10 protein-coding genes are annotated in these 26,835 nt (G+C 65.7%); 8 read left to right on the plus strand and 2 right to left on the minus strand.

The genetic code is table 11. The features are described 5' to 3' along the window. Positions 1-25: 25 nt before the first annotated feature. Genes GOQ09_RS11990 through GOQ09_RS12020 form a run of 7 tightly spaced genes read left to right on the plus strand, consistent with a single transcriptional unit; the run spans position 26 to position 6,276 of the window. Positions 26-1,231, plus strand: a complete 1,206-nt coding sequence (locus GOQ09_RS11990) for a flagellar hook protein FlgE (RefSeq protein ID WP_157613618.1) — start codon at positions 26-28, stop codon at positions 1,229-1,231. Next, positions 1,228-2,214, plus strand: a complete 987-nt coding sequence (locus tag GOQ09_RS11995; protein ID WP_157613619.1) for a FliM/FliN family flagellar motor switch protein — start codon at positions 1,228-1,230, stop codon at positions 2,212-2,214. Before GOQ09_RS11990 ends, GOQ09_RS11995 begins: the two co-directional genes overlap by 4 nt. Next, positions 2,211-2,666: a FliM/FliN family flagellar motor switch protein gene (locus GOQ09_RS12000; RefSeq protein ID WP_157613620.1), complete on the plus strand. Its 456-nt coding sequence runs from the start codon at positions 2,211-2,213 to the stop codon at positions 2,664-2,666. The genes GOQ09_RS11995 and GOQ09_RS12000 overlap by 4 nt, the downstream gene beginning before the upstream one ends. A gap of 3 nt (positions 2,667-2,669) precedes the next feature. After that, the gene (locus GOQ09_RS12005; RefSeq protein ID WP_157613621.1) at positions 2,670-3,224 is read left to right on the plus strand and encodes a flagellar biosynthetic protein FliO; all 555 of its coding nucleotides are present in this window, start codon (positions 2,670-2,672) and stop codon (positions 3,222-3,224) included. Continuing rightward, entirely contained in the window at positions 3,221-4,171 is a 951-nt protein-coding gene (gene fliP, locus GOQ09_RS26345; RefSeq protein ID WP_242631091.1) for a flagellar type III secretion system pore protein FliP, read from the plus strand. The genes GOQ09_RS12005 and fliP overlap by 4 nt, the downstream gene beginning before the upstream one ends. Before the next feature lie 31 nt (positions 4,172-4,202). Further along, entirely contained in the window at positions 4,203-5,009 is an 807-nt protein-coding gene (locus GOQ09_RS12015) for a sigma-70 family RNA polymerase sigma factor (protein WP_165442081.1), read from the plus strand. A 34-nt stretch (positions 5,010-5,043) separates the two neighbouring features. Next, positions 5,044-6,276: a tetratricopeptide repeat protein gene (locus GOQ09_RS12020; protein ID WP_157613623.1), complete on the plus strand. Its 1,233-nt coding sequence runs from the start codon at positions 5,044-5,046 to the stop codon at positions 6,274-6,276. Here GOQ09_RS12020 and GOQ09_RS12025 read toward each other — a convergent pair. Together GOQ09_RS12025 and GOQ09_RS12030 are read right to left on the minus strand one after the other, a co-directional pair. Further along, positions 6,273-6,716, minus strand: a complete 444-nt coding sequence (locus GOQ09_RS12025; RefSeq protein ID WP_157613624.1) for a hypothetical protein — start codon at positions 6,714-6,716, stop codon at positions 6,273-6,275. The genes GOQ09_RS12020 and GOQ09_RS12025 overlap by 4 nt on opposite strands. Positions 6,717-6,764: 48 nt before the next feature. Further along, complete coding sequence (locus GOQ09_RS12030; RefSeq protein ID WP_157613625.1) at positions 6,765-7,352, minus strand: tetratricopeptide repeat protein; 588 nt, start codon at positions 7,350-7,352, stop codon at positions 6,765-6,767. A gap of 376 nt (positions 7,353-7,728) precedes the next feature. Between GOQ09_RS12030 and GOQ09_RS12035 the strand changes: the two genes are divergently transcribed. Beyond that, positions 7,729-26,817: an Ig-like domain repeat protein gene (locus tag GOQ09_RS12035; protein WP_157613626.1), complete on the plus strand. Its 19,089-nt coding sequence runs from the start codon at positions 7,729-7,731 to the stop codon at positions 26,815-26,817. The last annotated feature ends 18 nt before the right edge of the window (positions 26,818-26,835 follow it).

Consider the following 26,835-nt stretch of genomic DNA (forward strand, 5'->3'; position numbering starts at 1 on the left):
CTTTGGAATTCACGAAAGATCTCTCATGCTTGAATCCATCTACGTTGGAATGACCGGCTTGCTGGGCTATTCGCGCGGCCTGCGCGTGATCGCCAACAACACGGCCAACATGAACACACCCGGCTTCAAGAGCTCGAGCCTGCAGTTCGCGGATCTGTTCTATTCGGGCGGCAACCTGAGCGGCGGCAATGCCAGCCAGAACCACAACCAGACCGGCTTCGGGCTCGACACGGCTGGAACGACGCTGTCATTCAAGCAGGGCGAACTGCGCCAGACCGGCAACGACCTCGACATGGCGGTCGACGGCCAGGGCCTGTTCGTCCTGCAGGATGCGGACGGCAAGATCAGCTACACCCGCGCCGGGCAGTTCAAGTTCGACACGGACGGCGTGCTGGTGAGCCGACTCAACGGCGAGAAGGTCATGGGGCTGGACGAAAGCGGCAACTTCGTGGCGATCACGCTTGCAGGGCAGATGATGGATCTGGGAAGGCCCAGCTCCCGTTTCAAGCTGGCCGGCAATCTGCCGAACACGGCCACGGTGCAAGAACCCAAGATTCCTGTAGACACCAAGTACACCCTTCAGGTGATCGATGCGGCGGGTGCCACTCATACGTTGACTCCCAAGTTCACAAAAAGCGACACAACGTCCGGCAATATCCCCGTGAAAGTCGAACTTCTGGACGGCACCACGGTCGTCAGCACGGGGCAACTGCTCTTTTCCAATGGAAAGCCGACCGCCGGGACGGCCATGGTTTCCATGACCTATACGCCCGCGGGCCAGGCACCGATGGCCTTGACATTGGACTTGACCGAAGTCTTCTACTGGGCCGGCGAATACCAGGTCGAGATGCGGTCGCAGGACGGCTTGGGGGCCGGCGCATTGAGTGGCATGGTGTTCGATGACACCGGCACGCTCAAAAAGACCTATGCGAACGGACGAACACTCGATGGAGCGCGCTTGGCACTGGCGCGCTTCGATTCGCCCGATGCAGTGGGCGCACTGGGCGGCAATCAGTTCGAAGTCTTGAACAAGGACGCCTGGCACGTCGGCGTTGCCGGCCAAGGCGCCTTCGGTTCGGTGGCCTCGGGCAAGATCGAGATCTCGAACGTCGATCTTTCGCAGGAATTCAGCGACCTGGTGATCATGCAGCGTGGCTATCAGGCCAGTTCACAGGTGATCTCGACCGCCAACGAGATGCTGCAGGAGCTGTTCTCCATGAAGAGCAAATGAACGCCCGGCCTTCGAATGCGGTCTCGATCCCGGTGCTGCTCGGCGTCGCGGAATCCATGCGCAAGGCGCGGCCGTTGCGCAACTGGCAAGACCAGCACAAGGACGCGGTGCGGGTGCGTTTTTCCGAGCTGTTTCGCAGTTGGCATGCCGAGTGGATTCCGGCGCGGGAAACATCGCCCGCAGAGGCCGACATCCAGGTTCAGGAGCCTGATGGGAGCGTGCCCCTGGCACCAGGGGACATTGCCTGCTGGTCATTCGCTGCGCCGGCGCATCGCACGCGTCGACGGAGCCCGGACGCTCCTTCCTCGTCGCGCGACGGGCACGACACCGCACAGGCTGCCATCCGTGCGATTGCAGACCGGATGTTTGCATTCGACGCAGACACCTCGACAGCGTCCTCCCAGGAACCGCAGACAGTGGCACTCGCCGTCGCACGGGCGGCGTGGGAGGACTGGCTGCAGAGATTTCATGCCTTGTTTCCGGGCCTTGGGATCGAGGCAAAGGAGCCTGCGGGTTCAGAACGAGCCAGCACGCCTTCCAACCCATGGTCCGGCGCGCTGTGCGTCCGCTGGCCGTGGTGCGGCGGATCCTGGCACCTGGATCTGCCGCACGGCGCCGTCGCAGTCCTGCTTGGCCACGCCGCGGGATCTGCATCGCCGCCCCGCACTTATCCGCCCCAAATGCCCAGAGTGCCGCTCGCTCAAGCCCTGTCTGGCCAACGTGTGGCACTGCGCGTGATGCTCGAAGGCACGGAGTTGAACCTCGGACAGCTGCAAGGGCTTCAGCTCGGCGACGTATTGCCGCTCGCGCATGCGCTCGATGCGCCCGCCCAGGTGGCCGGTACGGACGGGGCACCGGTATGCCACGGCTGGCTCGGTCAAAGCGAAGGGCGAATCGCGGTCGAATTGGGAGCGCCGACATCTTCGACCGCCGTCGCAGCGCCGCTCTCGAATACTCATCCATCGAAGGAAAGAAACCTATGACGACAGCCTTGGAAGGCATTGCCACCGATAACCGTATCGGTGCATCCGGAACCGCCTCCGATGGGCGCGGCGAGAACAGAACGCGCCCGATGCTAGGCAGCGGCAGCCCGCCCACCGCGCAGATCATCGCGCTGCCGGATCTCCATGCAGGTCAGCACGACGAAGGCGCCAACCCGACCGGCGACGGCACCATCCTCAAGGACTGGAATCCGCTGCATCAGATCAGGGCCAAGCTGCAGGTGTGCGTGGGAGAGGCCACGTTGTCTGTCGGCGAGCTGCTCGGTGCCAAGGAGCACCAGGTCCTGCGTCTCGATCGCGAAATCGATCAGGCCGTGGATCTGACCATCGAGGGACGCGTGGTGGCACGGGGCCAACTCGTCGCGGTCGATGGGCACTTCGCGGTTCGTCTCACCGAGCTGCCTGTTTCGCTGGCCTTAGGCTCTGGTAGCTGACAAATGGACGCAGGGGCGAAATGGCAGCCGCGGATCGGCGCCTGCAAGTCGAGTCTTGTCTGCGGCATGGTCGCGGCGGGTCTGCTGCTCGCGGTACCACCCATCCATGCACAGAGCACGCGAGACAGCGGCAATGCCGTGGCACTGTCAGGCGGTACCAGCTTGCCCTCCAGCATTCCCGTCAAACGCGGACATCCGAATGACGCCGCCGGAAGCGCCGGCGATCGATGGTGGATCGCGATTCTCGTCGCGGGCGGATTGCTGGCTGGCGCCCTGGCGGTGGCTCGCCGAAAGTCCTCCCCTGCCAGGAGGGCAGGCGGGGCCTCCTGGCTGCGATTCGGCGGACTGCTCGACACCGCGTCCTCCCGCGAGATCGAACGGGTGTCGAGCACGCGACTGTCGTCGGGCCACAGCCTGCATGTGGTGGTTTGGGGTGGGCGTCGACTGCTGCTGGGGTGCACGGCCCAGTCGATTCAACTGCTCGCCGAGACCTCGACCCCCGAACAGGAGCCGTCGCCGGAGCCGGTTGCGGGGTCGACCATCGAGGCACTCCGATGACGCGTGCTGCCGTACGTACTGTGGGGGAGCGCGATCGACGTGCGCGGCTGCCGTTGCATCTCGCCATCTGGCTTGTGCTGTTGGCCGTCTGCCTGTTTGCCTGGCCGGTCAGTGATGCGCGCGCGCAGGCAGAGCCGGAATCGGTTCCCGCACCGGAGATGTCGGGCGGCACCGTGTCCCCGGCGGCCACTCCTCCTGTGGCACAGCCGGCACCCGCACCAAAAACTGCCGAGACCAGGACTGCTCCCAAAAGCGGCAGCAAGTCGAATGCAGCGCCGCTGTCTTCGAGCGCACCGGTGCTTTCAGGCACTCCCGCCACCGAAACGGCGCAGGCCCTGCGGGTGGTGCTCGGCCTCACGGTGCTGGCCATCCTCCCGGCCCTGGTGGTGTGTCTGACGAGTTTCCTGCGCATCATCGTGGTGCTGTCGATGCTGCGCCATGCCATTGGCATGAACGAAACGCCGCCCAATACCGTGTTGATCGGCCTGGCGCTCTTTCTGACCCTGTTCACCATGTCTCCGGTGCTGCAGAAGCTCAATCAGGATGCCTTCGAGCCGTTCATGGCCGGAAAACTCTCGGTCGAGGAGGGCTACGGCAAGGGCATTGCGCCATTGCGCGACTTCATGGTCCGTCAGACGCGTGAAGCCGATCTGGCGTTGATGGTGGAACTGTCGAAGGCGCCCATTCCCAAGTCGATGGACGACATCAGCAACGTGCAACTCATCCCGTCGTTCATGCTGTCGGAATTGCGGGCTGCATTCCAGATCGGGTTCGTCATCTTCCTGCCCTTCCTGCTGATCGACCTGATCGTGTCGAGCATCCTGATGGCGCTGGGCATGATGATGATGCCGCCCACCACCATCGCGCTGCCGCTCAAGATACTGATGTTCATCCTGGTCGATGGCTGGAGCCTTGTGCTCAAGGCACTGGTCGGCAGTTTCCATTGAGACGACGCGCACGATGTCTCGCGCAAGTTCGATGCCGGTGGACGCCGATACCGATCTGGATACGGCACCGCTCTGGAACCGTTGGCGGCAGGGTGCCGACGCCGCAGCACGCGAGCAGTTGATCTGTCACTATCTTCCCTATGCGCGCATGGTGGCTGCCACGGTCTTCGCCCGGCGCACCCACAGCGATGTGGAGTTCGAAGACTATCTGCAACTCGCCCGTGTCGGTCTCGTCGAAGCGGTCGACCGGTTCGATCCGGGCCAGGGCGCACAGTTCAAGACCTTCGCGGCCAAGCGCGTGCAGGGTGCCGTGCTCAACGGGCTCGTGCGCCTCACCGAAAAAAACCAGCAGATCAGCATCAAGATGCGTCTGCGCCAGGAGCGTCTCGAAGCGGCCAAAGAGGCCGCACAGGAAGCCGCCGGCACCAATACGAACGAGACCGCAGCGGGCCGGTCGTCGACGCGCGATGCCGACAAGCTCTTTCGCTATCTCGCGGAGGTCGGCATCGGTCTCGCGCTGGGTATCCTGCTCGAGGACACGGGCATGGTCGACGCCGAGTCCTTCGGCGGCGACACTCATGCGCCTTCCCCCGAAGTTAGCTATTTCCGGAAAACCGAAGTCCAGCAATTGCGTACCGTCCTCCGTGGGCTGGTTGATCAGCTCTCCGAGCAGCAGAAGCGCGTGATCCGCCACCACTATCTGCAGGACGTTCCGTTCGACGAAATCGCTGACGCCATGGGGGTGACGCGAGGGCGTATTTCGCAGCTGCATCGGCAGGGTTTGCTGCGGCTGCGTGAGCTTCTGAGCAACGACGCGCGTTGCGACGTGTCCTGGTGACCTCCATCGGCCAAAAGACCACATCCATTCCTTTATGACCCAATCGACCGCTTACCTCGCCGCAGCACGCCAGCGCCTTGACCGACTCGACGGTTTCTTGCGCGAAGATCCATCCAACAATGCGCTCTTGATCGACGCCTTCGAGACCGCGCTGTCCTGCGGAGAGTGGGAGCGCGCGCGGTTTCACCTGGAACACGGCCAGACCCTGGAGGCCGAGCCGCTCGCCTGGCGATTGCGCGAAGGCGACTTCTGGCTCGCGCAGCAGCGCTACGACGAAGCCGCCGGCGTGCTTGAGGCATTGACGAACACACCGCAGCCGCCGGTTGGTTTTGCCGAAGTGCTGCTGCACAACCTGGCCTTCATCGATCTGAGGCGTGGCCGCTATCAAGATTGCATCGCACGGCTGGCACCGACGGTCGAAGTCGGGACTGCCGCATCTGAAGTTGCTGGCACGCAACCGGTGGTCGCGACGCGGGCCCTGCAGCAGTTGTGGCTGCGGGCGCTGCATCACGACGGTCAGCTCACCCGTGCCATGACCTGGGCGAAGGAAGCGGAAGCAAGCCGCCAACTCGACGTCAGTGCCGCCGGCGTCGCGAGCCTCATCGCCGTCGATGCGTCCGAGCTTGCCGCAGCGCAGCGCTGGTCGGCAGCCAGCCTTGGCGGCAGCACGCCGGATGAACCTCCGGTCGAAGCCCTGGTGGCCCAGGCTTCATTGGCATTGGCGGCGCGCGACGCCGTGCGCGCGGCCGCATTGGCAGATGCGGCTTTGCAGCGCCATCCGGACGATGGCCGGGCTTGGTCGACCCGGGGCTTTGCCGCGCTGCTGGCCGGTGATCTGGCGGCAGCCAACGCCGCCTTCGTGCGCGCGCTGTCGGCCATGTCGGCACACATCGGGACATGGCATGGCCTTGCATGGACGCAAATCCTGCAGGGCAACTTGCCGGCGGCACGCACCAGCTTCGAGGCTGCGCTGGCGCTGGACCGGAACTTTGGAGAGAGTCATGGCGGACTCGCGGTCGTTCTTGCGATGCAGCAGTTGCGGCAAGATGCCGAGGCGCATGCCGCCTTGGCGCAGCGGCTCGACCCGGGCAATTTGTCGGGCCGCTATGCCATTGCACTGCTGAGCGGCGAAGTGAAGGATGCCAACGATCTTCAACGCCTTGCGAGGCGGCTGCTCGGCGGGCGCGCGGCTCCCTTGGGCGGCGACATGGCCGATCTGTTGCCGCCGGGCCTCGAACCTGAACTGAAACGCGAAGAAGGCGCTTAGCGCGGCAAAGCCCCCCCCGGGCGCGAGGCGGGTCGACCGTGGGCATCTGGCGTCGCATCGGCGAGCAGGAGGTCGCCCGCTTCGCGCAGTGCCGCATGGAGGCCGGCATCGCTTTCCATCCGCTGCAAGACAGCATCGACCATCTGGTCGAACCCCCTGTCGTCGAGCCGCTCGCGGCCGAATGATTGCATCAGCACCGATTCGAGAAAGAGCCGAAAAGCCTTGCGCTGTCGCTGCGGATCATCGGGCGACAGCGCCCGCACACGCAGCGCCACCATCTCCTGTATTTGCGCCTGGTCCTTTCCAGGAGGCGAGCGGGGGTCATCCGCATTGCGGGGCACGTCCCTCGCGACAGTGGCGCGCTCCTTAACCTGCGCACGAAACTGCGCGCCGAACTGGGCACGGATCATGGCCGCCAAATGCGTCGACGGGTCAATCATCGGGTCGTGCGTGGGCTGGGAGAGGGCATGCGCAGTCCTGCTCGGCAATCAATGCGGGCGGCCCTGCTGCTGGTAGTTGGCCAACAGGACGTGGGTGTCAGATTCGGCGGGCAACTCCCCGGGGCCGTCTGCCGACGGTGCTGCATTTGGCGCAAGCGCCTTGATGCCTGCGATGATTTTCTCGATGTCGCCAGACAATGCATCGTTGGTGGTGTTGAGCGCCAAGCCTTGCTCGTAGTGCCGCAAGGCCTCGTCGAAGCGGTCTTGCGCCAGTGCCGCGAATCCGTTCACGAAGTGGGGAAGCGGATCGGAGTCGGGCAAGTGAAGCAGCGGCTGCCAGGTCAGCAGCGCGATGGCTGCTCGCCCCGAGCTGAACTGCAACAGGCCCAACTGGTAGCGCGCCATCGGGAAGTCTGGCGCCAGACGCGTGGCATTGGCAAATGCCGCTTCGGCCTGGTCCATGTTGCCCATCGACGCAAGTTCGGCACCCAGCAAAAATTGCGGCAGGCCCGCAGCGGGCTCGGCGGCGCTCGCCTTTTGGAACCACTCGACCGCTTGCGCACCATCGTTGGCTTGGCTCGCCGCCATGCCTTGGGACATCAGGGCATCGAACGCAATGGGTTCACTGTTCGTCATATCAATCTCCGGTCTTCGAAGACCATCTTAGGCATGGGAGGGGGTGGTATCCGCTGCGTCGGAGCATCCGGATCTGCCAGACAGGCAGGCCAGCGGCGAGGCAACGTTTCGCAAGCATATCCAGTGCCCAGGCGATCTGTTTAGCGGCAGCTGCTGAGGCTCCGTGCGATTGCCCCTGCATTCCAGTTGGTCTTCCCGCTAAACGAATTGGCAACTCGCTGGATGAGTTCCGCAGAAGAACCGTAAGCCAGCCCGGTATGGGGCTGGCACAGCCAGAGGGGAGGTCCCTCCGTGTGAGCCGCCCCTCTCCAAGCGATGCGGGCGGATCCCAAGGCTGCCGATCGGCGGTTCCCAGGAACAATGGGTGAGGCTCTCAATGGTTGCAATCGTCAGCGGCAATAGTCTGGGTTTGAGCTTGGGCTCGCAGGCCACACTGGGCCAGCGCGGTCAGACGGGGACGGCGGGGCAGGGGCGCAGCGGCGAGCAGGCCTACGTCAACGCCGCCACCGGCAACCTCGTGCTGCAGACCCGCGACGAACTCCTCCTGGGCCGCGGTCCCGACACCGTCAGCCTGCGCACCTACAACAGCCAGGGCCAGCTCAGCGACGACAACGCCGACAACTGGGCCGTCGGCGCCTTCGGCCAGCGCATGCTGCTCACCGGCACCGTGGCCACCGCCGGCAGCACCCTCACCCGCACCGACCGCGACGGCGCCCAAGCCGTCTACACCTGGGACGCTGCGAGGAACCTCTACGTCAGCACCGCCGGCGCGGGCGCCTTCGACACCATCGCCCACGACGCAGGCGCGTCCCAGTTCATCTGGACCGACGGCGACAGCGGCCTGACCGAGCGCTACCAGGCCAGCGGACAGGGCCGCCTCGTCTCGGCCGCCGACGCCAGTGGCAACACGGTCAGCTACACCTACAACGCCAACGGCACCGTGCAGTCCGCCACCGCTGCCAACGGCGACGTCACCCACTACGACTACAGCGGCACCAACCTCACCCAGATCCGCACCGTCACCGCCGGGGGCGCCACCTCCACCCGCGTGCGCTACGCCTACGACGGCAGCAACCGCCTGTCCACCGTCACCGTCGACCTCAGCCCCGACGACAACAGCGTGGCCGATGGCAAGACCTACGTCACCACCTACACCTACGACGGCGCCAGCAGGCGCGTGGCCAGCGTCAGCCAGAGCGACGGCACCAGCCTGGCCTTCACCTACGTGCAGGCCGGCGGCGTCTACAAGGTCCAGAGCGTCACCGACGCGCTCGGCGCCGTCACCACCTTCGCCTACGACACCGCCGCCGGTACCACCACCGTCACCGATGCGCTCGGCGCCGCCGCCGTCTACCTCTACGACGCCCAGGGCCAGCTCGTCCAGGTGCGCCAGGGCGTCACCGCCGGCAACCCCGCCGGGCTCAGCCAGGTCAGCTATGTCTACGACGCCGCGGGCAACCTCACCCTCGTCACCGACGGCGAAGGCCACAAGGTGGCGCTCACCTACGACGAGCGCGGCAACCTGCTGAAGGAAGTCGACTCGGCCGGCGACACCCGCACCCGCACCTACAGCGCCGCCAACCAGCTGCTCACCGACACCCTCTACGCCGATGCCGCCACCAGCCGAGGCGCCTTCAGCAAAGAGGCCGCGCTGCCCGAGACCGTGCGCTACGTCTACGCACAGAACAACCCCTACCAGCTGCGCTTCACCGTCAGCGCCCAGGGCAACGTCACCGAATACAGCTACGACGCCAACGGGCTGCGCACCAGCGCCGTCGAATACGCCGGCGCCCCGTACGACACCGCCGCCCTCGCGCAGACGGCCGTGCCCACCGAGGCGCAGATGACCACCTGGCGCCAGGGCCAGGACCTCACGCGCAGCCAGCGCACCGACTACACCTACGACGGCCGCGGCGAACTCCAGACCGCCACCACCTACGGGGCCGTCAATGCGAGCGGGCAGGGCGACCCTGCTACCGCCGCCACCACCCAGTACATCTACGACCCGCGCGGCCTGCTGCTGCAGAAGATCGAGCCCGGCGCGACTGCCGGCGTCAGCCACTACGTCTACGACGGCCTGGGTAGGCTGCTCTCCGCGAGCGGCCCGTCCCTGGACGGCGGCGCCACGGCCAACGTCACCGTCACCAGCTACGACGACGCCAACGCCAGGACCACCGTCACGCTGGCCAGCGGCCTGGTCACCATCTCGGCCTACGACCGCGCCGGGCGGCTGGTCAGCGTCACGCAGACCAGCGTGGGCACCGGCGTGCTGGGCACCACCACCTATGCCTACGACAAGGACGGCAACCTGCTGATGACGCAGGACCCGACGGGCGTGCGCAAGTGGATGCTGTACGACGCGGCGGACCGCAAGATCGCCGACATCGATGCCACGGGGGCGGTGATCGAGTATGTGTACAACGCCAACGGGCAGCTGCGGCAGACCATTGCCTATGCGACGCCGATCGGCACGGCGGCCCTGGTGGATGGGGTCGGCAAGCCAACGACCGCCTGGAGTGCGACCAACACGGCCACCGGCCTCGATGCCATCCGTCCGGCCGCCACGGCGCGGGACCAGAAGGTCTGGCGCTTCTACGACACGGCCAACCGGCTCACCTGGCAGGTGGATGCGCTGGGCTATGTGAAGCAGACCACCTATGACGGGGCGTCGCGCATCCTGAGCGTGACGCAACTGGCCAATCCGATCGATGTGACGCAGCTGGGCAATGGGGCCAACATCGAGTTGCTGATCGATCCGGCCACCGTGGGCGGGATCTCGCTCAACGTGGGTGCGGCGCCGGCCCCGCTGGGCACGGCGGTGACCTTGACGGCCACCATCGAGGGGACCAATCCCGGCGGGATGGTGACGTTCTTCAGCGGCGAGACCGTGATCGGCAGCGCGGCGGTGGTCAATGGCGTGGCCACGCTCGTCACGACTGAGCTGCCGGTGGGGGGGCACAGCATCCGCGCGGCGTACTCGGGCGATGTACAGCGGCCTGCGAGCATTTCGCCGATCGCCCTAAAGACGATCTCGGGTGCAACCACCAGCGCCGCACTGAGTTTCTCAAGCAGATTCGACGCATACGGCGGGGCTTTCGGCACTCACCCAAGCTACGGACAAGCGGTGACGCTGTCGGTCGCGCTGACTACCATGCAGCCGCCCGGACTTGCGTCAGCCGCCGGCGAGGTGAAGTTCTACAACGGAACGGTACTCATCGGGACTGCAACAGTCATCGGCGGGCTGGCTATGCTCGAGATCGCCAGCCTGCCGGTGGGCAATCTGAACATTCGAGCGGAGTATGCGGGGGACGCCATGCACGCGGCGGTAACTTCCAGCCCGCAAAGCCTCACGATCAGTCCAAACCCCACCAAGACTGTGCTCGTTGTATCGGGTAGCGAATCGGCATTGAATCTGAGCGCATCCGTGGGCACGGCTTCCCTTTTTCCGATCTCGCCAAGCGGCACGGTGACCTTCTACAACGGCGCTACGGTGGTAGGCAGCGCGGCGCTGGTCAATGGCATTGCATCGATCCAGATCGCAGGTCCGGCGAGTGCCGCGGCCTTCAAGGCGGTGTACAGCGGCGATGCGATCAATGCCACCAGCAACACATCGGGTCAGAACGGCGCGGTGGTGCGGTCGCCCACGGCGACGACGCTGACGGCCTCCGCGACGGGTGTGACGCAGGGCGAACCTGTGACGCTGACGGCGCAGGTGGCCGGGGCCGCTCCCAGTGGTCTGGTGACCTTTTTCGCGGGCGCGACGTTCCTGGGCAGGGCGTCGGTGGTCAACGGTGTCGCGACGCTCGTGACCAACTACCTGCCGCTGGGCGCCAGCGTGCTGCAGGCGAGCTATGGCGGCGACGCCAACAACCAGGGCAGCGTCATGGCTGCGGGGCCTTCGGTCCAGGTGGCTGCGGGATCCACGACAGTGCCTGCGCCGACGGTGACCAACTCGGTGGGTTTGTCCCAGGGCTACTCGCCGAAATCAGTCCTCGGCGTACCGGTTGGGTTGTATGCCAATTTGTATCCCAGTTCTGGCAGCAGCGGAGGCACCTTCAGCATCTTCGAGGGGCAAACGCTGCTTGGTGTCGGCAGCGGCGGCTCCTTCCAGATTCCGCCGCTGTCTCTGGGGACGCACAATCTCACGGCGGTGTACTCGGGCGATGCAAGCAATCCTGCCGGAGTGAGCGGCACGGTGCAGATCGTCATCGAGAAGGCTCCGCCCGCCATTGAGGTCACTTCGTCAAGGTCCCAGGCTACGGCTGGCTCGCCGCTGACCTTGATGGCCAAGATCGCGGTCAGGGGAACGGATATCTATTACGACGGGGCTTTCAACGGTCCGCCCGTCACCGGCCCGGTCACGTTCTATAGCAACGGCACGGCGATCGGAACTGCCGATGTGATCAATGGCGTAGCCACACTGACGCTAAGCAGTCTGCCGTTGGGTACGGCCAGTATCACGGCCAGCTACGCGGGCGATGCCAGCTACCAGGCCGTCAGCCTTGAGTCTCGCCTGGCGCTGTACCAGCAGATCGTGGCATCGACACAAGCAGTCTCCACCACCACAACGCTGACTATCGCCCAGACGACCGGGAGCTACTCGCCTCCGATTTTGACCGCGGTAGTCACTGCGGGCGAGGGATCGCTCCTTGCGCCCGCTGGCACTGTTAGTTTCTACAACGGCTTGGAGTTGCTGGGAACTGTTGCATTGGTCAACGGCCAAGCCAGTCTCAGCGCCGACCAGCTTCCCGTAGGCAGACCCACGCTACGCGCCGTATATAGCGGCGACGCAGGCAATGCTGCGAGCGCGGCCGATCTTTTCGGTATTTCTGTTGTCAAGGCTTCGGAGACGACGCTGGCGGTTTCCGCAACCAGCGTGACGCAGGGCGAAGCTGTGACGCTGACGGCGCAGGTGGCCGGAACCGCTCCCAGCGGCGTGGTGACCTTCTTCGCGGGTGCGACGTTCCTGGGCAGGGCTTCGGTGGTCAATGGTGTCGCGACGCTCGTGACCAACTACCTGCCGCTGGGCGCCAGCGTGCTGCAGGCGAGCTATGGCGGCGACGCCAACAACCAGGGCAGCGTCATGGCTGCGGGGCCTTCGGTCCAGGTGGCTGCGGGGTCCACGGCAGTGCCTGCGCCGACTGTGGCGGCCAATTCGGTGACTTTGTCCCAGGGCTCCGTGCCAAGGCCAGTCCTCGGCATACCGGTTGGGTTGCGTGCGAGTTTGTATCCCAGTTCCGGCAGCAGCGGAGGCACCTTCAGCATCTTCGAGGGGCAAACGCTGCTTGGTGTCGGCAGCGGCGGCTCCTTCCAGATTCCGCCGCTGTCTCTGGGGACGCACAATCTCACGGCGGTGTACTCGGGCGATGCAAGCAATCCTGCCGGAGTGAGCCGCACGGTGCAGATCGTCATCGAGAAGGCTCCGCCCGCCATTGAGGTCACTTCGTCAAGGTCCCAGGCTACGGCTGGCTCGCCGCTGACCTTGATGGCCAAGATCGCGGTCAGGGGAACGGATATCTATTACGACGGGGCTTTCAACGGTCCGCCCGTCACCGGCCCGGTCACGTTCTATAGCAACGGCACGGCGATCGGGACTGCCGATGTGATCAATGGCGTAGCCACACTGACACTGAGCAGTCTGCCGTTGGGCACGGCCAGCATCACGGCCAGCTACGCGGGCGATGCCAGCTACCAGGCCGTCAGCGTTGAGTCTTACCGGGCGTTGTCCCAGCAGATCGTGGCTGCTCCCGTGGAGAGTTTCGTTGGCTTGACGACCAGCCCCGCCGCACCTGTCTACGGCGCTCCCCTGATCCTCACCGCCACTCCCACGGGCCAAGGCAACCCCGAAGGCGGCACAGTCAGCTTCTACGACGGCGCGGTCCTGCTGGGCACCGTGGCCCTGGTCAACGGCAAGGCCACCTTGAGCGTGAGCACCCTCGATGTGGGATCGCACAGCATCAAGGCTGTGTACTCGGGCGATGCGAACAATGCGACCTCGCAGATCACAAGCAGCGTCACGATAACCAAGGCCCCGGTCACCTTAACCAACCTCACGGCGGCTTCGATCGCCAAGGACGGCTCCTTGTCCGTGCAGGTCGGCGGCGTCGCCCCTGGCGGCCTCGTGAGCTTCTACCAAGGCCTCCGCCTCTTGGGCACCGCCCAGGTCGTCAACGGCGTGGCCACGCTGTCGGGCGTGTTCTTGCCGCCGGGTACGCAGACCTTCACCGCCGCCTATACAGGCGATGCCCACTACCTCGACGGCGAACTCAGCTTCAGCCAGGTCGTCCAGGGCACGCCTGTCACCACCATCTACGCGGCACTGGACATCCAGCAGGACCGCACCGTCACCGAGCTGTACAACCGAGACGGGCGCCTGCAAGGCACCCTGGACGCCGAGGGCTACCTCACCGAGTACAAGTACAACGCCGCTGGCGAACTGGTACAGACCGTCCGCTACGCCAATCGCGCCGCCAACTTCGCCAACCTGCCAGCGCGTCTTGCTGCCGTGGCCATCGCACGCGCCAGCTACAACCTGAGCGGCCTGCGCCCCAGCACCAACAGCAGCGCCGACATCCACGCCTACAACCTCCATGATGCCCAAGGCCGCCTTGTCGGGCAAGTCGATGGAGAGGGCTACCTCACCGAAACCCTCTACGACGCCCGGGGCAACGTCACGCAGATCATCCGGCGCGCCAATCCGACGGGCGCCGTCAATGGCACGTCCACCCTGGACAGCATCCGTCCGGCCGTAGATGCTGCGCGCGATCAAGTCACTATCCAGGCCTGGAGCGCGGCCAACCAGTTGCTCACCCGCACGAACGCGGAAGGCACCGTCACCCAGTTCGCCTATGACAGCGTCGGCCAGCTGGTCCAGACCACCACCGCGGTGGGCACGACGGACGAGCGCACCAGCCGCGCGCTCTACGACATCCAGGGCCGCCTCATCGGCCAACTCGACGGCCGCGGCAGCGACGCCGTTGCCCTGACCGATCCGTTCGCCCTGTGGACGGCCAACGGCCTCACGCACACCTACGACGCCGCCGGCCGTCGCACCAGCACCACCGACGCCAACGGTCATCGCACGCTCTTCTTCTACGACCCCATCGGGCGCCTGGCCTACACCGTCAATGCCATGGGCGAAGTCACCGAGAGCCGCTACAACGCCCTGGGCCAACTGGCCGAAGAGGTCGTCTACGGCAGCCGCGTCGATGTGGTGACGCTCGGCGCCACCACCCCCGGCGGCCTGAACACCGCCAGCCTGGCCAGCCAGCTCGCCGCCGTGGCCGATCCCGCCAAGGACACCCACGTCCTGCACACCTACAACGCCACCGGCACCCGCGCCAGCACCACCGACGCGCTGGACAGTGCCACCAGCTATTCCTACAACGCCTTCCGCGAGGCCACCGCCACCACCTACGCGCTCAAGAGCGGCTATGTCGTCACCGACACCGCCAGCTACGACCGCCGCGGCCTGCTGACCCGCAGCGTGAGCGATGCGACCACCCTCGCCATCACGCGGCGCCAGACCTACGACGCCTTCGGCCGCGTCACCGAGCGCTTCGACGGCAACGGCAACCGCAGCCAGGTCGGCTACGACCGGCTCGGCCGCATCGTCACCACCGTCGACGCGCTCAACGCCAGCCGCACCACGAGCTACGACGCCTTCGACCGCGTGCTCACCCAGCGCGATGCGCTCAACAACACCACCAGCTACAGCTACAACACCGCCAACCGCAGCACCACCGTCACCACGCCCGAAGGCGTGACCCTGACCACTGTGCGCACCCGCCAGGGCCAGACCCAGAGCGTGACCGATGGGCGCGGCAACACCACCAGCTACAGCTACGACAAGAGCGGCAACCTGCTGCAGACATCCGCAGCGCTGGATGCCACCACCACGGTTGCCACCGGCAGCACCTACGACAAGACCGGGCTCGTCCTCACCCACACCGACGCCAACGGCGTCCTCACCAACTTCACCTACGACGCGGCCAACCGCCTGTTCACCCGCACCGTCGACCCCACGGGCCTTAACCTCGTCACCAGCTACGGCTACGATGCCAAGGGCCAGACCGTCAGCGTCACCGACGCGCGCGGCGTGGTCACCGCCACCCAGTACGACCTCAACGGCCAGGTCCTGCACCAGACGGTCGACCCCGCGGGCCTGAACCTCGTCACCACCTACGCCTACGACACCACCGGCCAGGTGCTGCGCGTGACCACGCCCAACGGCAGTACCACCCAGTACACCTACGACGGCGCCGGTCGCCGCGTGAAGGAGCAGGTCGACCCCGACGGTCTGGACCTCACGCGCCGTTACGAATACGACGCCGCCAACAACGTCGTGCGCATCGTCGATGCCAACGGCCATGCCACGCGCCAGGCCTACGACGCCGACAACCGGCTCGTCTTCACGCTTGACGCGCTGGGCAACGTCACCCGCCAGGAATACGACGCCGAAGGCCGCGTCGTGCGCCGCACCTCGTATGCGCTGCCCATCGACAGCACGGGCCTGGGCAATGCTCCCACCGTCGCGCAGATCCAGGTCAAGGTGGTGGCCAGCGCCGGTGTGGACCTTGTCGAATCGCGCCGCTACGACCGCGATGGCCGTCTGCGCTTCAGCGTCGACGGCACCGGCGCCGTCGTCGCATACACCTACGACCAGGCCAACAATGTCGTCGAGACGCGGGCGTATGCCAACCGCATCAACCTGGCGACCTGGAACATCGCCAGCGATCCGCCCGTCAACGCCGACACGGCGCGCGACGAGCGCGTGCGCACCGTCTACGATGCCCTGAACCGCGCCACCTGGAAGGTGGACGGCGCCGGCAATGTGGTCCAGTACTTCCACGACGCCAATGGCAACGTCACGGAGTCGCGTGCCTATGCAACGGCGCTGACCAGTGCCGCGCTCGGCAACTGGAACGGCACGTCCGCACCGCCTGTGGCGGCCGATGCCACGCGCGACCAGCGGAGTCGCAGCGTCTACGACACCGCCAACCGCGCCACGTGGAATGTCGATGCCCTGGGCAATGTCACCCAATACAGCTACGACGCCAACGGCAACATCGACGCGCAGCGCCGCTATGCCACGCCTCTGACGGCCGCAGCGCTTGCGGCCTGGGACGGTCGCACGGCGCCCGCCCCGGTGGCCGACGATGCGCACGATGCGCGCGTGCGCAACGTGCATGACGCAGCCAACCGGCTGACCTGGAGCGTGGATGGCATCGGCGCGGTCAGCAAGACCGAGTACGACGGCAACGGCAACATCACGCGCCGCGCCAGCTATCGCAATCCGGTGGGAGAGGGGACCGATCCCGCTCAGGTCGTTGCGAGCGACCAGGACCGTGTTACCGACTACCTGTACGACGACGCCAACCGGCTGCGGTACGAACTGCGCTACACCAATACGTCCGATCTGGTGTCGGGCGTGGGCGAGATGCGCCAGGTCACCTCCTACGACTACGACGGTGTGGGCCGGCTGGTGCGCCAGACCGCGCATGCGTGGCCGCTGTTCAGCTCCGTGCCCAACGACATCGATGCCGTCTTCGGCAATCTCACCGTCGCGCCCGACATGGACCAGGCGCAGTACATGGTGTACGACGCCGCAGGGCGGCTGGCCTGGCGCGTCGACGGCGTGGGTGCGGTCACGCGCAACACCTATGACGGCGTCGGCCGCGTCGTGCGCACTGCCCAATATGCACGGCCCATCGACGTTCTGGGCTTCAGCGGTGTCGCAAACGGCTACACCATTGCGCCGCTCACCGAGAGCGCCATGCTCACGGCTGTTCAGCCCGACGCCGGCGCCGACCGCGTGTCTGTGTTCGCCCACGACGGCGCAGGCCATCGGACCTTCACGGTCGATGCCTTGGGCGGCGTCACCCGCAGCGTCTACGACGCCTTCGGCAACGTGACCCAGCAGATCGGCTACGCCAACCCCATCGCTGCGCCCACTGCCGCCACAACCTACACCGATGCGGCCCTGCAGGGCGCCGTCTCTGCCAACGCGGGCGTCGACCGCATCCAGCGCTTTGCCTACGACCAGGCCAACCGCCAGGTCTTCGCTGTCAACGCCCAGGGCGCGGTCACCGAATCCATCTACGACGGCCTGGGGCAGGTCGTCCAGAGCCGCGGCTATGCGCAGGCCCTCAACGTCGCCGGGCTGAGCACCACCGCCAGCGTGAGCGACATCCGTTCCCGCACGGCACTTGACGCCGCCAACGACCGTGTGTCCTCCCACGTCTTCAATGCCGGCGGACAAGAAATCTACAGCGTCGATCCCCTGGGCTTCGTCAGCAAGACCGACTACGACGGGCTCGGGCAGGTGCGCGCCACCTTGCACTATGCGCTGTCCATCCCTGCCGGCACCGCCAGCACCTCCGCCGCCATTGCCGCGGCTGTCGTCACCAGCGCCGAAGACCGCAGCAAGAGCTTCCAGTACGACGCCGCAGGGCGCGTTCTGTCCAGCGTCGACGGGGACTTCACCGAGTCGTGGACCTACGATGCGCTGGACAACAAGACCAGCTACACCAATGCCAAGACCTTGGTGTGGCAGTACGAATACGACCGCAGCGGCCGCATGCTGCGGGAGATCTCCCCGCCGGTCGAGCTCACCGCTGTCACGGTCGGCGGCGATGGGCGGCTGCAGGTCAACGCCGGCTCGAGCGGTATCGGCAACGTCATCACCGTGCTGGCCTACGACAGCTTCGGCAACCTGCGCAGCCGCACGGAAGGAGCGGGGCGGCCCGAGCAGCGCACCACCACGTACGAATACGACCAGGTGGGACGCCAGGTCAAGGTCATCTACCCGCCGGTGGGCGTGTACAACCCCTCGGGCGACACCTTCGCCGTCGATGGGCTGGACGGCCGCCACGACACCGTCCAGACCCTCTACACCCAGACCACCTACGACGCGCTAGGCAATGCCGTTGCCAACCGCGACATCGGCGGCAACTACAGCTACAAGACCTACGACCTCGCCGGACGCGTGGTCCATGAGGTCGATGCCCTGGGCTTCGTCACCGGCTACAGCCGCAACATCTTCGGCGATGCGACCGTGCTCACCCGCTACGGCGTCGCGACCGGCCTGGCGGCAGGGCATCCGCCGAGCCTGGGCCGCGCACAGGTCCAGGCCACGGTCGATGCGCTGGTTCACGATGCCGATCGCACCTTGTCGACCACGTACGACCGCCTGGGCCGGGGCATCGAGGTGCGCGAGGCGGCTGCCTACGTTCACGAGGGCGGCAGCAGCACTGCGCAGGATACCTTCGCGGGCAAGACGACCCGCAACACCTACAACACCTTCGGTGAACTCACCCAGGTGGCACAACTCAAGAGTGCGGGCACCTGGACCCTGAGCACCCACTTCTACGACCGCCGCGGCCAGCAGATTGCCAGTGTCGATGCGATGGGCTACCTCACCACCCAGGCGTTCGATGCGGTGGGCAACGCCACCATGCGCATCGAATATGCGAAGGCGGTGAGCTGGGCCGGCACCAGCAGCCTGGCGGGCTGGACCGGTGCGGTCAACGCAGGCGGCACGCCGCCGGCTCCCGTGGCGGACGCCAACAACGACCGCCGCGTGGACACCACCTACGACCGCAACAACCGCAAGACGAGCGAGATCCGGCGCAACGTGGAGTACAGCTCCGCGTCCAACGGCACCAGCACGCGCGGCGACCTGACCACCAGCTACGGCTACGACGCCGTGGGCAATCTCACGCGCACCACCGACGCCAAGGGTGCCTCCACCTACAGCTACTACGACGCGCTGGGCCGCGTCACTGCCGTGGCCGAGCCCACGCGCGCGGGCAGCGACGGCGCAACCCCGGTCACGCCGCTGACCGTCTTCCGCCGCGATGCCTTCGGCAACGTGGTCATGAAGACCGAGTACCTCAACGGCGCCGATGCCGAGGGCAATCCGTTGGCACCCAGCCCGCTGCCGCCCTACGCACTGGCGCCCAATACGGAGGTCGCCTTCATCGAGGGGAATCCCCTCTGGGCCAAGGAGGGTGTGGTGGGCTACATCGCAAGCGCTCCTTTCGAGGGCGGAACGGCGCTGTACAGGATCAACAACACCTACTTCGGCAAGCACCTCTACACCACCAACCTGTCGGAGTACCAGTCCTGGCTGGCAATGCCCTTCGTGGTGGGCGAGGGCATCCAGGGCTATGTCGCCACGGCCGAGCAACCGGGCAGCATCAGGCTGTACCGGCTCACATCCGCGCAGCCGGGCTTCGTCGATGTCGTCTACACCACCAGCCTGGCGGAAGTCCAGGCGCTCACCAGCAACCCCCAATACCCGTACGTCGTGGACGAGGGGCAGCCCGTCTATCTGGGAGGCAGTGCAGCGGGCCCCTTCGATGCGCAGCTGACACGGTACGTGGGGCCATCGCTGTCGTTCATGACCGGCTTGGACCACCTCTACCTGCCCGACCGGAAGCCGGTGGATGCCTGGGGCGACGCCGACACGCTCGCCCGCACCGACCGCACCAGCTATGCCCAGTACGACGCGCTGGGCCACACGGTGCAGAGCACCGATGCCATGGGCGTCAACCACTACAGCTCCTACAACAGCCTGGGCCTGATCGCCAAGGAATGGCAGGGCGTGACCGACAACGCAGGCACCGTGCGCACGCTGTACCGCGCGTATGAGTACGATGCCCTGGGCCAGCAGACGCACATCTACGATCCCGGCACGTCGACCGACAGCGCCGACTACACCCAAGGCGCGGCCGCAACCAACGGGATCTACACCACTCGGCCGCGCGCCGTGGTGACACCCGGCGCGTACGGCAGCGGCACAGGCGAGGGCGAGGGCGGTAACCCGGTGCCGTCGCCCGACGGCAATGCGCCGCCGATAGCCAGCTACGGCAGCGTCGCACTGTCGCACTTGGCGAATCTGGTCAACGCCGCTGGCGGCGCGGTTCAGGTTCAACTCGACTTCATCACGCCCAGCTACGACGTCGCGGGCACGGAGAACACAGAACCGTCCACGGTGCCCGGCCATGCCGCCAGCTACTCCCGCACCTTCTCGGCGCCGGGCGAAGTGCTGCGGCCCGATGGCGTGACCATCTCCCCGGACAACGAGCCCATCGCCAGCGTCACGACCATCCGCATACTGCAATGGAACGGCGCGGCCTGGGTCACTCTCTGGCAAGGCAGCCCGGCCGAAGCCACCGGGCAGGACACGCTCAATGCGGGAGCCGGAGTGTCCGGCGCCAAAGTGGACACCGCCCTGGAATACAACGCATTCGGCGAACTGACGGCCAAGCGCGTCAATGGCCAGCTCGGCGAATACTTCGACTACGACCGTGCCGGGCGCCTGTGGCGCACCAACGCGGGCGACGGCGTGGACAAGATCGCGCTGTACGACCTGCAGGGCCGCCAGACTGCCGACATCCGCAGTGCCGGCTCGGGGCGCGGCGACATCAACCTGCGCAACGCTGCCGACGCCCAGCAGGTCGCGCAGCTGTCGGACGTGCGACGCACCGACACCACCTATGACCTGATCGGCCACATCCTGAGCCAGGCCCTGCCGGAACGCCAGGAGGTGCAGGGCGGGGTCAGTGTGCGTACCGATGCGCTGGTGGGCGGAATCGCCTCCCGTGCTGTTCGCGGCAGCCAAGGCTGGAGCGGCACCAACACCGTCAACCTGGGCTGGAACGCGCTCGGAGGCCTGGGCAGCGGCGACGTGCGCGTCGACCTCTACTACATCCCCATCGATGCACAAGGCAACGAGGGGCCCGAACAGGTCAAGAGCCAGACGCTCAACGCCACGCAAGGCAACGGCGGCGCCAGCTTCAGCTGGAATCCCGCTGCCGGCGAAGGCTACGGTGGCATTGGCCGCATCTCGCGCGTCGTGGTGGCCAAGAAGGATCTCCAGGCCAACTGGCAGACGCTCATCTCGCAAAATGGTGTCGGCTATTCCGGCCAGAGCCTGCAGGTGGCGAGCCCGGACGATCCGAACGCCTGGGTGCAGGTGCAATACCGGCTGGCCGGCAGCAGCGGCGCGTGGAGCGAGCTCAGCACGGTGCGGTTCGGCGATGCGGCCCGAGGCGACCTTTCGGGGATCCCGTTGGGGCGCTACGAATACCAAGCCATCACCCATGCACCGGGTCAAAGCGACCGCACCACCTCCATGGGCGTCTTCGAAATCACGCCGCGGCCCCTGGCCACATTCGGCGTGGCCGGTGTCAACGGGTCGGCGCAGACGCTCGACTGGCAAGGCCCCGGCGCGGGAGACCTGCAAACCATCCGGGTGCGCCCGGTGGGCGGCGGCTGGAGTGCGCCATGGGGCATCAGCCGAGCTGCAGGCAGCGACTGGAGCACCATCAATCTCTCGGGCCTGGGCGCGGGCCAATACGAGTACGAGATTCTGTGGACTCATCCCGGCGAAGCCGGGCCCTATGCCCATGCCACCGGCCAGATCCACAAGGTCGACGGCACGCCGGGCACACCCGGCACGCCGCCCACGCCTGCTCAAGGCCTGCCTCGCATCGACGGCCTGTACGTCGAATCCCGGCAAGAACAGATCGGCAATGACGAGCAGACCGGTCCCATTTATCAAACGGTCTTCGTGGTGCGGGTGCCCGGTCCGCCCGCAGGCTCTATCAGCAGCTTTGGCGTGCGCATCAAGGGCAGCGGCAGTGGCTTCCTGCCCCTTCAGGTTCGGCTTCGGAGCGATTTCGGCTGGGAAGTCAACATCACCAGCGCCCATCTGTCTCCCGGCCTCTACGAATACGTCTACAGCTTTCATCCTGGCCTCGGTGCGGCGGCCACGGCTCACGCCCTTGGCGACCTGGCGCTCAATGGTGCGGGAATCGTTTCCATCACCGACACCACGCCGGCCTACGTTCCCGCGACGCCTGGCACCCCCGGCACGCCGCCGACACCGCCGCAGTACGGATGGGGCGCGACCGACATGGGTCCGTACCCGATCAGCCAGGATCCGCTGCTTGGCGGCCGCGTCATCGGCCAGAGCGCCGGCCTGAACGGCCTGGACGGCTACCAGCGGCCGTTGGTCAAGCAGACCTTCGACCGCTGGGGCAACGTGCTGAGCATCAACGACCCGCGTTCCACCGCTTGGGTGACGAACTACAGCTACAACGCCAACAACCAGATGGTCCGCCAGGTGCAGACCGACGCGGACGGCAACTCGGGCGTGGATGCCAACGGCAACGTCAGCAATGCCAACGCGCCGGTCACCCGGATCTACTACGACGCCATAGGGCGGCAGGTGGCGGTTCGCGATGCCAATGGCAACGTCAACGGCCAGGAGTGGGATGCGGGCGGCAACCTCGTACGCGAACTCCATGCGGATGGCAACGGTGTCGACACCGGCGTGGTCAGGCATGCCTACAACGCCTTCGGAAACAAGGTTCGCACCATCGATGCCAAGAACTATGCAACGGCGTTCGTGTTCGACAAGCTCGACCGGCAGGTACGCACCACCTTCGAATCGGTGGGCATCAGCCAAAGCCAGCGGTGGGACCAGGCCGGTCGCCTGCTCTCGCAGACCAACGGCGCGGGCGAGACTGTTCGCTACGATTACGACCTGCGCGGCAACCTGATCAAGACCACGCAGCCGCTGGGCCAGAGCACCCGGGCCGGCTACGACGCGTTCAACCGCAAGGTTGTGGAGGTGGACGGCAACGGCGCGCTGGCCACCTGGAAGTACGATTACTTCGGCCAGCTGCAAGGCCACAGCGACATCGGCGGGGCCAACTATGCCTACAGCTACGACAACGCACGCCAACTGGTAGCGCAAAGCAACAGCCGGGGCCAGAACCGCGTTTACGGCTACGACGCAGCCGGCCAGCAGACCCGCATCCAGGATGTTGCCGTCGGCCAGACCAGCAGCTACCGCTACGACCTGTCGGGCCGCCGCGTGCGCGAAGTCACCGTGAAGGGCAATGTCACCTACCAGGACAATCACATCGCCTATGACGCGCTCGGGCGCATGCGCTGGGTGAGCGATGCGCGCGCGGTGCTCACCATCGACTACGACAAGGTGGGCAACCGCACGCACATCCACACCCACTTGAACGATGCCGGCGTGAGCACGCTGCCCCCGGACAGCGACCGCTACTACCAGTACGACGCCATGAACCGCCAGACCTTGGTGGATTCGGCCACCGCCGACGGCTCTTACCTGGGGCCGGACGGTCATCGCCTGACCTATGACTACAACGGTCTGCGCGCCAGCGACAAGCACGAAGGCATCCGCATCGTGCAGCAGGGCGACGGCCAGTGGGTCGTGCAAGCGGGCGGCGAAACCGAGGAGGTCTACGACTACGACGGCATGAACCGGCTGACGAGCACCACCCGCGACGGCACGGCGGTGGACTCGCGCTCCTATGACGGCGCCAGCCGTGTGATCGCCAGCGGCGTGGCGGATCTGGATCCCCAGTACACCGCGCTGCACACGCAACACCATGGCGGCAGCGACCCGCTCCAGGTGCGCCAGAGCCAATACGACGACAACGGCCGGCTCGTCTACCAGAGCACGCTGGCCCATGTCTCGCCCTTTGTGAGCCCCACCAGGCAGAGCTTCAGCGGCGTTGGCTACACCTACGACGACGCGGGCAACGTGCTGGGCTACGTCACCGCCAACGCGGATCCGGCGAACCCGACCTTCGTCACCACCACCAACACGCTGCAGCGCGCCGAAGGCTACAGGCAGCTCACCAGTGTCAGCCAGAGCCGCTCGGCCACAACGGGTGCCCCGGGTGCGCAGGGCGGTGTGGGCTACAACTACGACGTCAACGGCTTCCTGACGCACACCGGAGACCCGGGCAACCAGAGCGTCACGCAGAACCACTTCTTCGTCAACGACGCGAACGGTACGGCGCTGTACGCCTACTACGGCGATCCGGCGAACCCGACCCAGGGCCAGCGGCAGCTGGTGGTCAACGGAGAGGTGCTGGGGCGCTATGGCTGGGTGCCCGACGAGCTCTACGCGGGCATCAGCTTTCCGGTGCCGGGCTTCACGCCCTACACGCAGAAGGCGAGCTTCAGCTTCGGCTACCAGCCCATCAACGGCAACTACCCGGCGGGCACGCCCGGCACCTACGCGGTGGGCGCGGGCGACACGCTGCAGAGCATCGCCAAGGGGGCGTATGGCGATGCGAACCTGTGGTATCTGATCGCGGACGCCAACGGGCTGGGCGGCAACGCCGAGATGCGCGTGGGGCAGGTGCTGACGATACCGGCGCATGTGTCCAACGCGAACAACAGCGGCACGTTCAAGCCCTACGACCCGAGCAAGATCATGGAGGGCACCAGCCCGACCATGATGGCGATGCCGCAGGGCCAGGATGGCGGCTGCGGGGCCGTCGGGCAGATCATCATGATCGTTGTCGCTGTGGTGGTGACGATCTGGACCGCAGGGGCGGCTTCGGCGGCATTCGGTGCATCTAGTGCCTCCTTTGGCGCCACTGCAGGGGTCACTGCAGCTAGTGCTGCGACTGCTGGCACCACCTTCGCAAGCGGGCTTACTGCACTTGCCGGAGGCTACGGCGCAGTGGGTGCTGCTGCTGCTGCTGTAGGTGGCGCAGTAGGGTCCGTCGTGAGCCAAAGCGTAGGTATTGGAATCGAGGCACAAGATTCCTTTAGCTGGAAAGGAGTCGCTCTTGGCGCACTTGGTGCTGGTGTAACCGCTGGCCTTGGGAGCTATCTTGGGCCGATCAGCCAGAGTGTGCAAGGTATGGACAGGTTTGCTGCATACGCTGGCCGAGCTGCGCTATCCAGCGCGGTGACCCAGGGCCTCTCGGTCGTAACCGGACTTCAAAGCAGCTTTAGCTGGAGAAGTGTTGCGGCATCCGCGGCAGGCGCGGGCGTCGGTGCTGCGGTGGGTGGCGCGTTGGGCATGAATGATCCGGGTTTCGAGGCCCTGAACTTCGAAGACCAATTCGGTAAAAGACTTGTGACAGGGCTGACTGCTGGCGCGGCCACGGCCGCGATGCGAGGCGGACGCATCAGCGCGACTCAGGTTGCGATAGATGCCTTTGGCAATGCGTTGGGGGACTCCATCGCGGGGGCCAACGGGCAGAGTTCCAGAAGCGCTGGCGGCAGCGACTCGCTGGATGCGTTCCTCGCGCTGAACGACAACTTCAGCGGGGTGGACGTCAATGGCGGCCTGCCGATGGTCAGCGGGCGGAATTTCTCGCAGGATGCGCAGGCGCGCCAAGCGGGCCTTGACCGGCTGGGCATCCGGCAGATGACGCCGCAAGCTCCCGCTGCGGTGCCGTACGTCGACTCGGACAACTGGGATCTGATGGGCACTCCGCGAAGTGTGGGCGTCGCGGGTCGCGAGGCGTCACGCGGGGCCTGGGGCATTGCCGCTTCCCTGGTCGGAAAAGGTGCGAGCAACGCAGAGATCAACCAGGTCAAGAACCAGTTGCTGACCTTGAATCCCGAACTGGCCAATGGCGCGGAGTCGGGGCAGCGTTACTACGTGCCGGATGCAAACACCCCGGAGAACCTTGCGCTAGCACGAGGTGCTGATCGGGTCTATGCGACACAGGTGCAAGCCAGAGCTGATGCGCAAGCGCACGGGACGGCAAACGGGGCACAGGCAGCCATCTCGCGCAACGAGAACTATGGAAACGAGGGGCGCCAGAGTATGTTGGCTCGCGCGGACGACATTGCGCTTGTCGCGAGCGTGTTTGGGAAGAGCCCAGCGATTCCTGCACCCGTCGCAGCACCAGCCCAATGGAGCGTTGCTGAGCAGTCATCACCGATGGCGCGAGGCTCAACAATTGAGCAGGTCCGGGCGGGGGGGCTCGATGTAAGGGGCGGGCCGTCTAGCTTTGCGCAAGGAATGGATTTTGGAAGTTTGCAGGGTCAGGAGTTGACGCCATTCCAACGAAAGTTAGGAGAGTTTTCGATCGACATCCCGAAGATGCCGGGGAACATCGTCGTGGGTGCCGCTGAGGGGGGGCTGAATCTTTTGTGGGGCGCTATTCCTGGTGCGCCAGATTACGTACCAATGTTGAATTCGCTGCGAGTGCCATATAACAGCCCCGCTTCGGAATACGGGGAATTTGGGTTGGGGTTGGCCACCGCCGCTATGGCTTCCAAGACTAAGAATCAGAATGTCGAATTCGCCGGTGGAACTCAAGTCTATGTATCAGACCTAACTCACGTCACCGGTCGTGGTGCGGTTGCGAGAAATCGAGCCATCGAGGTGGTAATTAAAGAAGATTTTCCAGATCTTCAATTGACCTATACGCCAAAGTACAGCCCCTTTATCGGACATGGGGTCGCCGAGAGAGGGAGTGGTACGCAGATCGGCAAGAAGCCGTTTGCGTCGCGCGCATCTTTGCGAGACACGATAGTTCACGAGGAGCTACATCATCGATGGTGGGAACGTGGTATTTATGATCATCATCCTCTAGGAAGTGCAAAGGAGGCACGGTTTTACGAGACGGTAGAGCGCTATATTCGCATGCGAGGTTGGTAAGGAAAATGGATATGCAGG

Origin of the sequence: Variovorax paradoxus (assembly GCF_009755665.1) — a bacterium.
Classification (GTDB): Bacteria; Pseudomonadota; Gammaproteobacteria; order Burkholderiales; family Burkholderiaceae_C; genus Variovorax; species Variovorax paradoxus_G.

Coding starts and splice junctions, on each gene's coding strand:
- GOQ09_RS12000 (WP_157613620.1), top strand. CDS start 2,211: ATGACGACAGCCTTGGAAGGCATTGCCACCGATAACCGTATCGGTGCA.
- GOQ09_RS12020 (WP_157613623.1), top strand. CDS start 5,044: ATGACCCAATCGACCGCTTACCTCGCCGCAGCACGCCAGCGCCTTGAC.
- GOQ09_RS12005 (WP_157613621.1), top strand. CDS start 2,670: ATGGACGCAGGGGCGAAATGGCAGCCGCGGATCGGCGCCTGCAAGTCG.
- fliP (WP_242631091.1), top strand. CDS start 3,221: ATGACGCGTGCTGCCGTACGTACTGTGGGGGAGCGCGATCGACGTGCG.
- GOQ09_RS11990 (WP_157613618.1), top strand. CDS start 26: ATGCTTGAATCCATCTACGTTGGAATGACCGGCTTGCTGGGCTATTCG.
- GOQ09_RS12030 (WP_157613625.1), bottom strand. CDS start 7,352: ATGACGAACAGTGAACCCATTGCGTTCGATGCCCTGATGTCCCAAGGC.
- GOQ09_RS12015 (WP_165442081.1), top strand. CDS start 4,203: ATGCCGGTGGACGCCGATACCGATCTGGATACGGCACCGCTCTGGAAC.
- GOQ09_RS11995 (WP_157613619.1), top strand. CDS start 1,228: ATGAACGCCCGGCCTTCGAATGCGGTCTCGATCCCGGTGCTGCTCGGC.
- GOQ09_RS12025 (WP_157613624.1), bottom strand. CDS start 6,716: ATGATTGACCCGTCGACGCATTTGGCGGCCATGATCCGTGCCCAGTTC.
- GOQ09_RS12035 (WP_157613626.1), top strand. CDS start 7,729: ATGGTTGCAATCGTCAGCGGCAATAGTCTGGGTTTGAGCTTGGGCTCG.